The 8,608-nt window shown below is 54.2% G+C and carries 7 protein-coding genes and 1 pseudogene; 2 read left to right on the forward strand and 6 right to left on the reverse strand.

Features of this window, described 5'->3' with window-relative positions; all coding sequences use genetic code 11:
• The first annotated feature begins 24 nt into the window (after nt 1–24).
• Complete coding sequence (locus AC2FJZ_RS11230) at nt 25–1,890, forward strand: PAS-domain containing protein (protein WP_496673893.1); 1,866 nt, start codon at nt 25–27, stop codon at nt 1,888–1,890.
• The gene (locus tag AC2FJZ_RS11235; RefSeq protein WP_496777633.1) at nt 1,890–2,591 is read left to right on the forward strand and encodes a response regulator transcription factor; all 702 of its coding nucleotides are present in this window, start codon (nt 1,890–1,892) and stop codon (nt 2,589–2,591) included. The genes AC2FJZ_RS11230 and AC2FJZ_RS11235 overlap by 1 nt, the downstream gene beginning before the upstream one ends.
• 84 nt (nt 2,592–2,675) lie before the next feature.
• Here the strand turns inward: AC2FJZ_RS11235 and AC2FJZ_RS11240 are convergent.
• The 6 genes and pseudogenes from AC2FJZ_RS11240 to AC2FJZ_RS11265 form a co-directional block, all read right to left on the reverse strand.
• Nucleotides 2,676–3,857 (reverse strand): annotated as a pseudogene (locus AC2FJZ_RS11240) (HlyD family type I secretion periplasmic adaptor subunit); the annotation flags it as partial.
• Between the two features lie 241 nt (nt 3,858–4,098).
• Nucleotides 4,099–4,965, reverse strand: coding sequence for a glucose-1-phosphate thymidylyltransferase RfbA (gene rfbA / locus AC2FJZ_RS11245; protein ID WP_496674091.1), 867 nt, complete (start codon nt 4,963–4,965; stop codon nt 4,099–4,101).
• An 18-nt stretch (nt 4,966–4,983) separates the two neighbouring features.
• A complete protein-coding gene (gene rfbD, locus AC2FJZ_RS11250; RefSeq protein ID WP_496777634.1) occupies nt 4,984–5,847 on the reverse strand; it encodes a dTDP-4-dehydrorhamnose reductase in 864 nt (287 codons plus the stop codon).
• Nucleotides 5,844–6,884 carry a dTDP-glucose 4,6-dehydratase gene (rfbB, locus tag AC2FJZ_RS11255; RefSeq protein ID WP_496674086.1) on the reverse strand — a complete coding sequence of 347 codons (1,041 nt, stop codon included), beginning with the start codon at nt 6,882–6,884 and terminating at the stop codon, nt 5,844–5,846. Before rfbB ends, rfbD begins: the two co-directional genes overlap by 4 nt.
• Complete coding sequence (gene rfbC / locus AC2FJZ_RS11260; RefSeq protein WP_496777635.1) at nt 6,881–7,450, reverse strand: dTDP-4-dehydrorhamnose 3,5-epimerase; 570 nt, start codon at nt 7,448–7,450, stop codon at nt 6,881–6,883. Before rfbC ends, rfbB begins: the two co-directional genes overlap by 4 nt.
• A 397-nt stretch (nt 7,451–7,847) precedes the next feature.
• A partial coding sequence (locus tag AC2FJZ_RS11265) for a hypothetical protein (protein ID WP_496777637.1) occupies nt 7,848–8,608 on the reverse strand: 761 nt, incomplete at its 5' end.

The raw sequence follows: 8,608 nt of genomic DNA on the forward strand, positions 1-8,608 counted from the left end.
ATAACGGAAAAGCGCATCAAGGCGATGACAACCGCCGGACTGAACCTGATTGGTCAGGCGCTTTCCATTTATGACAGCAAGTTGCAGCTGGTGCTCAGCAATCGCCGGTTTCAGGAAATGTTCGACTTGCCGGATGAGCTTGTCCAACGCGGCGCTTTGTTCCGAGACACAATCTACTTTCTTGCCAGCCGAGGAGAATACGGCCACGACGAAAGTGTGGAAGACATGGTCAATCTGCGCATCGAGCAAGCTTTGACCTTTGAATCCCATTACATGGAACGCGTGCGACCCAACGGACAGGTTGTTTCAATCGAAGGTGCACCGTTGCCTCAGGGGGGGTGGGTTGCGGTCTATACCGATATCACAGGCACTCGGCGGGCCGAAAACCTGTTGCGGGCGCGGTCAGAGGAATTGTCTGAACAATTGCTGGGTCACGCCGAAGAACTTTCGGCCACCAATCGCAAGCTTGCAGCCACAATAGCTGCCTTGGAAGAAGCCAAACGGGAACTGACCGAAATTGAAGCCCGCACGCGCCTTGTGACTGAGATGATGCCAGCGCATATCGCGCATTTGGACAGTGACGGTTTGTATGACTTTTCCAACCGGCGCCTGAGCGCGGTTATGCCTGGGCGTCCGTCCGATATTCTGGGCCTACATATCTCCGACGCGCTTGGCGAAGCAGCATTTGAGCGCGTGGAAAGCCACCTGCGAAAGGCTTATGATGGTGAACCTTCGGTTTTTGAATTCACCGAAGACCAGGATTCTCGCCGGATCCGTGTTTCATTCACTCCAGATGGGGCAGGGGGCGTCTATGTCATGTCCGTGGACATTACCGAAGAAACCCAGGCGCGGGTCGCCCTACAACAAACCCGTCGCCGAGAGATGGCGGCGCAGATGACCAGCGGACTGGCGCATGACTTGTCCAACCTGCTAACGATTATCCTTGGGATGCAGTCCAGACTGGACAAGATGGGCTTGCCGGAGGAAGCGCAAGAACTTGTCGCAGCCACTCAACAAACGGCGCGTCGGGGCGGGCAATTGCTGAACCGCATCGCAGATATGACAGGTAACCGAACCCCGCGGCCACAAGCTACAGATATGCGCGGTTTGCTGGAAGACCTGCGTATCCTGGCCACCCCGTCCCTGCCGCGCGGTATGGGGTTTTCTGTCGTTAACACTTTGCCGGATCAGACATTAATGCTGGATCCGGGGATGGTGCAGGATGCGTTGCTGAACCTTGTTCTGAATGCGCGGGATGCGTGCGGAAGCTCAGGTCAGATCACCATCAGCGCACATGCGATCGGTAAGATATGGGTCGAAATCACGGTGTCGGACACCGGTTCAGGATTTTCACCCGAAGCGCTGGAGAAGGCGCTGAACCCCTTTTTTACAACCAAGGGCAGTGACGGGTCCGGTTTGGGTTTGTCAATGGTTTACGACACAGTGAAACTTGCGGGCGGCGATCTGAACCTCAGAAATACTCCATCCGGCGCATCGGTCGTGTTGCGATTGCCGTATCGCTCTGCTCCACCCGCTCAGGATGGCTTGGTATTGCTGGTGGAAGACAGTGACGAGTTACGGGGCCAGTTCAGGGACATGCTGGTAGAGCTCGGTTTTACAGTTATCGAGGCCAATTCGGCGGATGAAGCTCTGACGCTGCTTTCTAGTGTTGAAGACATCTCGATGGTTTTGTCCGATATCCGCTTAAAAGGCGGGGGAACAGGTCTGGATCTTCTGCGGAAAGTAAACTCTGGATTGCCGTGCATCCTCATGACTTCGTTGCCGAATTCTGATCCTCTGTACCAACAGGCGCTTTCTGCGGCGCCGGTGTTGCGTAAACCGTTTTCACAGGCTCAATTGGCCGCACTGATCCAAGCCGAGGCCGCCTGATGACGCAACCGTTGGTGACTATTCTCGATGACGAACCCGAGATACGACGTATTCTTACCGACGCTTTGGAAGAAGCCGGGTTCCGAACACAAAGTTTTTCCCGCGCGCGGGAATTTGAAGCGGCACTGAACCGCGTGACACCAGATGTCTGTCTGGTCGATCTTTCATTGCCGGATACCGACGGGTTGGCGTTGGTTCATCGCCTTGCATTGGAACAGGGCGCGGCGGTAATCATCATTTCTGGACGGGCACAGGTGCAGGATCGGGTGACAGGACTGGAACTTGGAGCCGACGACTACATAACGAAACCGTTCGACCCGGCAGAAGTGGTGGCCCGGATTCGTGCCAGATTGCGGACACCGCGCGGTCAAACCTCACATTCGGATACAGCTGTGTTCAATGGCTGGACAGCGCATTTTGACCGTTATGTTCTTGAGGATGGGGCCGGTGCTGAAACGCCATTCAGCCATGCTGAAGGGGAAGTCCTCCGGTTGTTTTTGGAAAGTCCCAAGCGTCTGATCAGCAGGGCGCAAATGCAGGAGTCCTTGGGCGGCGCGGCTGGTGACAGTTTCGACCGGGCCATGGATGTTAGAATTTCGAGATTGCGCACAAAACTTGGGGAAGACCCAAAAAATCCGCGCCTGATCAAAACGATATACGGCGCAGGATACATTTTTTTAGGCGACGTAGACTGGAGCTAAGTGCAGCATTATCGCACGAGTTTTTGGCCACGTGTTGGCAATCAAACGATGTCGATCGCGCTGAGAAAACCCTCTTGCTGAGGTCTACTCGCGCAAAGCCTGGTCCTTGATCTTCACGACGGGTTGCAAAATGTAATCCAGAACAGATTTACGACCAGATAAGATATCCACTTCAGCAATCATGCCGGGTATGATTTCAACCGCAAAACCGTTCCCGTCCAGCATTGTGTTATTGGTGCGAATTTCCACGACGAACACCTCTTCTTCATTACGTTCCGAGCGCGTGATCGTATCTGCACCAATGCGTGTGATTTCACCATCCAGCGCGCCGTAGCGCGCGAAGTCATAAGCTGTGATCTTGACCTTCACGGGCTGACCAGCGTGCAGAAACGCGATATCCTCGGGTTTCACATAGGCTTCGACCAGCAATGTGTCATCCAGCGGCACGATTTCGACGAGTTCCTCGCCGCTTCTCGCTAAACCTCCGATGGTCGTTTGATGAATGCGATTGACAATGCCCCGCACCGGAGAGCGGACCTGGGCCCTTGATGCCCGGTCGCGCAAAGCTGGCAGGGTCGGTTGCAAAGTGGCCAATTCAGCCGTGGCGATCGCCAGGTCCGTCAGTGCCGCACTGCGAAACCGACTATGGGCAGCCCGGATGCTATCGTCGATTTCATCCAATCCTGTTTGTAATCTGTTGGTTGCGGCTTCGGCACGCACCTTCCGACCGCGCCACTCGGCCTCACTCCGCCGCAACGCTAGCAGAGTTGTCGCAGGTTCCATCTGTTGTTTAACCAAAGGAGCAATGATGGCGCGCTCGTCCGCAAGAACTTTGAGCGTTTCGTCGGCCGTCACTTGATCTACCAAGCCTTCTTCATATTCCCGGTACTTCTGTTGCCGTTGGCGCTCTAGGATGGCGATCTCTGCTTGCAACTCTGCTTGCCGCCCTTGATACAAAGCGGTTTCCGAACGTACGACGCTTGGTGCTCCTTCGATCAAATTCGCATCAAATTCCAAATGCGTTCCGTCTATTTCTGCTTGAAGCCGTTGAGCGCGTGCCATCAGGCCATAGGCGCGCTGTTGCTCTTGGCTGAGTTTGCTATCGATCTGGGTGGTGTCCAGCTCCATCAGCAATGCGCCTTTATCCACTAGCTGCCCCTCGCGCACTTGAAGCGTGCGAAGAACACCCGGCTCGGTTGCGTCGATCACCTGGATGTCCCCCGAGGGTACGATGCGCCCGTCCACACGGGTGACATCGTCAAGTTCGGTGAGATAACCGGTGCGTCCGAGTTTCCTGCAGCGTCCTGTGTCGTTTTGGCCGGACCTCTACTGCTCGATCTGCGTTGTTGAGGATCTCTGTCGCTCGTTCATTCATCTGAGTGGGTGATCACCGCCCTTTGACCTAGTAAGCGCGGGTGGGAAGATATTTCCAACCGCGCTGCGGGGTCATGCTTTCAGTTTAGTAAAAGCAAAATAGAGGCTCAGGAACTATCACTGTTTGTACGAATTAGTCCAACAACTGTTTCAGATAAGGGCCATATGTGGACTTGGCGAAAAGTTGCGCCCGTTCTTCCAGTGCGGCATTGTCGATCCAGCCATTTGCCCACGCGATTTCGTCGAGGCTGCCAGTCTGCATTCCTTGACGGTCTTCGAGGGTCCGTACAAAGTTGCCTGCATCCAGCAAGGACCCGTGCGTGCCGGTATCCAGCCAGGCAAAGCCGCGCCCCATGGTTTGGACCTCCAGCAAGCCTTCGCGCAGGTACATTTCCAACAACGAGGTGATTTCCAGTTCGCCGCGCGCTGATGGCTGAACCTCATGCGCTCGGGCCGGGGCGTCGCCATCCAGAAAATATAGCCCGGTCACTGCATAGTTCGATGGTGGAACCTCAGGCTTTTCGATAATCGCCCGGGCTTTGTTTCCTTCAAAATCCACCACGCCATAACGTTGAGGGTCGGCAACGCGATAAGCGAAAACGGTCCCGCCGCGCTGTTGTTGGTCCGCTTCAACAAGTAGTTCCGGCAGACCATGTCCAAAGAAAATATTGTCGCCCAATATCAGCGCCGAAGGGGCACCGGCCAGAAAATCCTCCGCCAGTGTATAAGCCTGTGCCAGACCGTCAGGAGAGGGCTGCACGATCCACGTGAGAGACAGCCCATACTGACTGCCATCACCCAGCATACGTTGAAATTGCTCCTGATCCTGGGGGGTGGTGATGATTGCAATCTCACGGATTTTTGCAAGCATCAGAACGCTCAGGGGGTAAAAGATCATAGGCTTGTTATAGATTGGCAATAATTGCTTCGAGACTGCCATTGTGATCGGATAAAGTCGGGTGCCGGATCCTCCTGCAAGAATAATGCCTTTGCGTTGCATACCTTGTCCTTTCACGGTTCAGCCTGTTGCAGAGTTCAACTCGCGCAAGACGTTGTTCAGGCCAGCTTTCCAGTCTGGTCTGCTGAGTCCAAAAACGGTGTTCAAACGATCACAGTTCAAACGTGAATTCAGCGGTCTGGGGGCCGGGGTAGGGTAGTCTGTCGTCGGGATATCTTCGATCTGAACTGCCAAACCAGACTGCGCAATGATTTCGCGGGCGAAATCTGCCCAACTTACATCAGGTGCGCCAGAATAATGAAACAAGCCGTATTCGTCATTTTGCCCAGCTTTGGCCATAAGAAGAAGGGTGTCGGCTATATCGGCCGCGGGTGTCGGCCCACCGATCTGATCGGCTACAATTGTCAGTCTGTCCCGTGTTTCAGCCAGCCTGAGGATGGTTTTTACAAAGTTCTTTCCATGGGCAGAGAACACCCAACTGGTGCGCAGAACTGCGTGCCACCCTCCGGCTTGTGCAACTTGGTGTTCGCCATCCAGCTTGGTTCTACCATAAACCCCCAATGGAGCTGTTGAGTCTTCGGTTTCCCATGGTGTCATGCCTGACCCGTTAAAAACATAGTCCGTCGAGACATGCAGGAAGGGCAGGCCGCGTTCAGCGGCTGCGCGTGCCATCGCGCCGGGCGACTCCGCGTTAACCGTTTGGGCCAGTTCGGGCTCATCTTCCGCCTTGTCGACCGCTGTATAAGCAGCGGCATTGATGATTACATCAGCGTCCGTGCGCCGAATGGCCTCAGCGCATTGAGCAGGATCGGACAGGTCTGCCATCGCGCGATCCAGTGTCTGGAGCGTGATATCATGGTTCTGCGCGCGGCGACGCAACTCGGTCGCCACCTGACCGCTGTAACCAAAAACCAGCGCCTTCATTGGGCCGTCCCCAGACGCTTGCCAACACCGTTGCGCGCTTGCAGGGCGTTCAGCCAGTTTGTGTTGTCCAGGTACCATTGCACGGTTTGCTCCAGCCCGGTTTCAGGCGTGTGCGACGGACGCCAGTTCAGTTCCTCACGGATGCGGGTCGGGTCGATGGCATAGCGGCGATCATGGCCTGGGCGATCCGTTACAAACGTGATCAGATCATTATAGGGTGCTGTTCCCGGCTTCAGTCGATCCAGAATTGTGCACAACATTCTGACGAGGTCGAGATTGGCCATCTCATTCTCGCCACCGATATTGTAACTGCGACCAAGCTCTCCTTTTTCCAGCACCAGCAATAGCGCTTCGGCATGATCTTCGACATGCAGCCAGTCGCGAATATTGTCTCCTTTCCCGTAAACCGGGATCGGCTTCCCGGCCAACGCATTCAGGATGACGACGGGTATCAGCTTTTCCGGGAACTGGTAGGGGCCGTAATTGTTCGAGCAATTTGTCAAAACCACAGGCAGACCATAGGTTTCCCGCCATGCACGCACAAGGTGATCTGATCCTGCTTTTGAGGCGGAATAGGGCGAATTGGGCTGATAAGGGCTATCTTCGGTGAAATACCCGGTTTCCCCTAGCGACCCAAAAACTTCGTCTGTCGATATGTGATGAAACCTAAAACCCTCGGGGCGGCCCGCACCCACCCAATAGGCGCGCGCGGCTTCCAGAAGAACGTATGTGCCAGTCAGGTTTGTATCGATAAAGGCCGCGGGTCCATCGATTGAACGGTCCACATGGCTTTCAGCTGCCAAATGCATGATCGCGTCAGGCTGATGCTTGTCCAAAACTCCCGACATCGCCGAGGCATTCCGGATATCCGCATGCTCAAAAACGTATGTTGGTGACTCAGCCACCGACGCAACATTATCCAGACAGGCAGCATAGGTCAGCGCATCGACGTTGACGATAGAATGCCCGTCGGAAATAGCGCGCCGAATAACAGCAGACCCAATAAATCCGGCCCCTCCCGTAACCAGAATCTTCATTGCGCAGCCTCAAATACAAAAGGGGTTTCAATGTCGCAAAGACGTGGCGCGACCTTGTCTTTATCGGACAACTGGGGCGCTGAATTGCTGCTTGGCCAGTCTATTCCGATATCAGGATCGTCCCAAAGGACTGCCCCTTCCGTTTCAGGTGCATAGGTGTCTGAACACTTATAGACGATCTCGGTGCCCGGCTCCAATGTCACGAAACCATGCGCAAAACCCGCAGGAACCAACAGCATCCGCCCATTTTCAAAGCTCAATTCTTCTCCGACCCACTTGCCAAAAGTCGGGGAGCCCTTGCGAATGTCCACAGCAACATCAAACAGCCTGCCACGTCCGCAGCGCACCAGTTTCGTCTGCGCACGGGGAGGGGCCTGGTAATGCAGGCCGCGAACTGTGTTCATTGCGCCGGAGAGCGAATGATTGTCCTGAACAAACTGCGTATCTATGCCTACAGCGGCAAAACTGTCGGCATTATAGGTTTCTTCGAAAAACCCGCGATGATCACCAAAACGCCTCGGCGTAATCAACTTCACTTCCGGAATGGAAAGCGCAATTATTTCCATTGAAACTAAATCTACTCTTTAAGCTATCCTGTTGTCTAAGAAAGCTATGTCACATGTAGGCTGATTTCGCCACAGCCCATGTATGAAAACGGGCAAGGTATGGCTGTAGCGTGACGGTCTCAAGTATTTTTGCAACCCATTTATGAAGTGGCAGATGTTGCTCCGAAACAATTCGGCTGCCTCTATTATGGCGAATAACACTAACTGCGGAGAGCCCAACCGATGCCGACAATCTAAACCGTGCGGGTCAAATTTGCGGCTTCGGTCTCAAACAATGGTGAGACCGCTGAGCGGTATTGGGCTCAGAGTTTTTGCGAAATTTCTGTTCTTTGACAGCCTAGATTTCTGATGCGCTGGAGCCGGGTGATAGCGCCCCAGCTTCCAGCAGAAAAAAAGATCACAGCAGGAAGCCGTCCTCCTCCAAAAGAATGGCAAGAGTGGGGTCCAGACCCTCCTTACCTTCATTGATGGAGAGATTGAACCAAGCTATTTCGCTGAGATTTTCGTCAAAATACACGCCCAGGTCCTGGGTATCCAGATACTCGTCAAACGTGGCGTTGCTTTCCGAGGCCGATGTCAGATCTGGCACAAATTGCAGTTCATCAGCCGCCTCATCCCAGTCCGACAAATTCAGATCCTGCGCGGCAACAGCCAGTTTCGACTCTGGTGTTGAGGGCGCGGTCTGCTTGGGCAATTGGTGCCCTATAGCACCACTGCCATCGACGTCCGCCCCATAGAAAGCTTCTACGTCCGCCACATTGGCGACGAGATTGCTGCTGATGTACTTACCGGATCCATCAGTGACCCATTCACTGTAGGATCCATCAGTATTTTTCCACAAAACGCGATAGCCACCACTCGACGCTTCGGCGTGTATGGCTTGCCAACCGGAAAAGCTGTTCGGTCCAGCGATGGCATTATTAAATGACAGGTCAGTGTTGCCGTCGATCACATATACGCCACGGGTCGAGGATCCGAGCGTGGTGGTGCCGTTAGATTCAATGGTGGTCGTCTTGTGACCGATTGTGCCGTCATTGTTCAGGTCCGCGTTATAATCCGTTTCAACATCCACAACGTTGGAGATGGTGTTGCTGCTGATATACTGGCCGGATCCATCAGTGACCCATTCACTATAAGTGCCATCGGTGTTTTGCCATA

The sequence above is a fragment of the Ruegeria sp. CDSA079 genome, assembly GCF_059612245.1.

Excerpts from the sequence above, each read along its gene's own strand:
- AC2FJZ_RS11230 (WP_496673893.1), top strand. The coding sequence starts at position 25 with ATGACAACCGCCGGACTGAACCTGATTGGTCAGGCGCTTTCCATTTAT.
- AC2FJZ_RS11235 (WP_496777633.1), top strand. The coding sequence starts at position 1,890 with ATGACGCAACCGTTGGTGACTATTCTCGATGACGAACCCGAGATACGA.
- rfbA (WP_496674091.1), bottom strand. The coding sequence starts at position 4,965 with ATGCAACGCAAAGGCATTATTCTTGCAGGAGGATCCGGCACCCGACTT.
- rfbD (WP_496777634.1), bottom strand. The coding sequence starts at position 5,847 with ATGAAGGCGCTGGTTTTTGGTTACAGCGGTCAGGTGGCGACCGAGTTG.
- rfbB (WP_496674086.1), bottom strand. The coding sequence starts at position 6,884 with ATGAAGATTCTGGTTACGGGAGGGGCCGGATTTATTGGGTCTGCTGTT.
- rfbC (WP_496777635.1), bottom strand. The coding sequence starts at position 7,450 with ATGGAAATAATTGCGCTTTCCATTCCGGAAGTGAAGTTGATTACGCCG.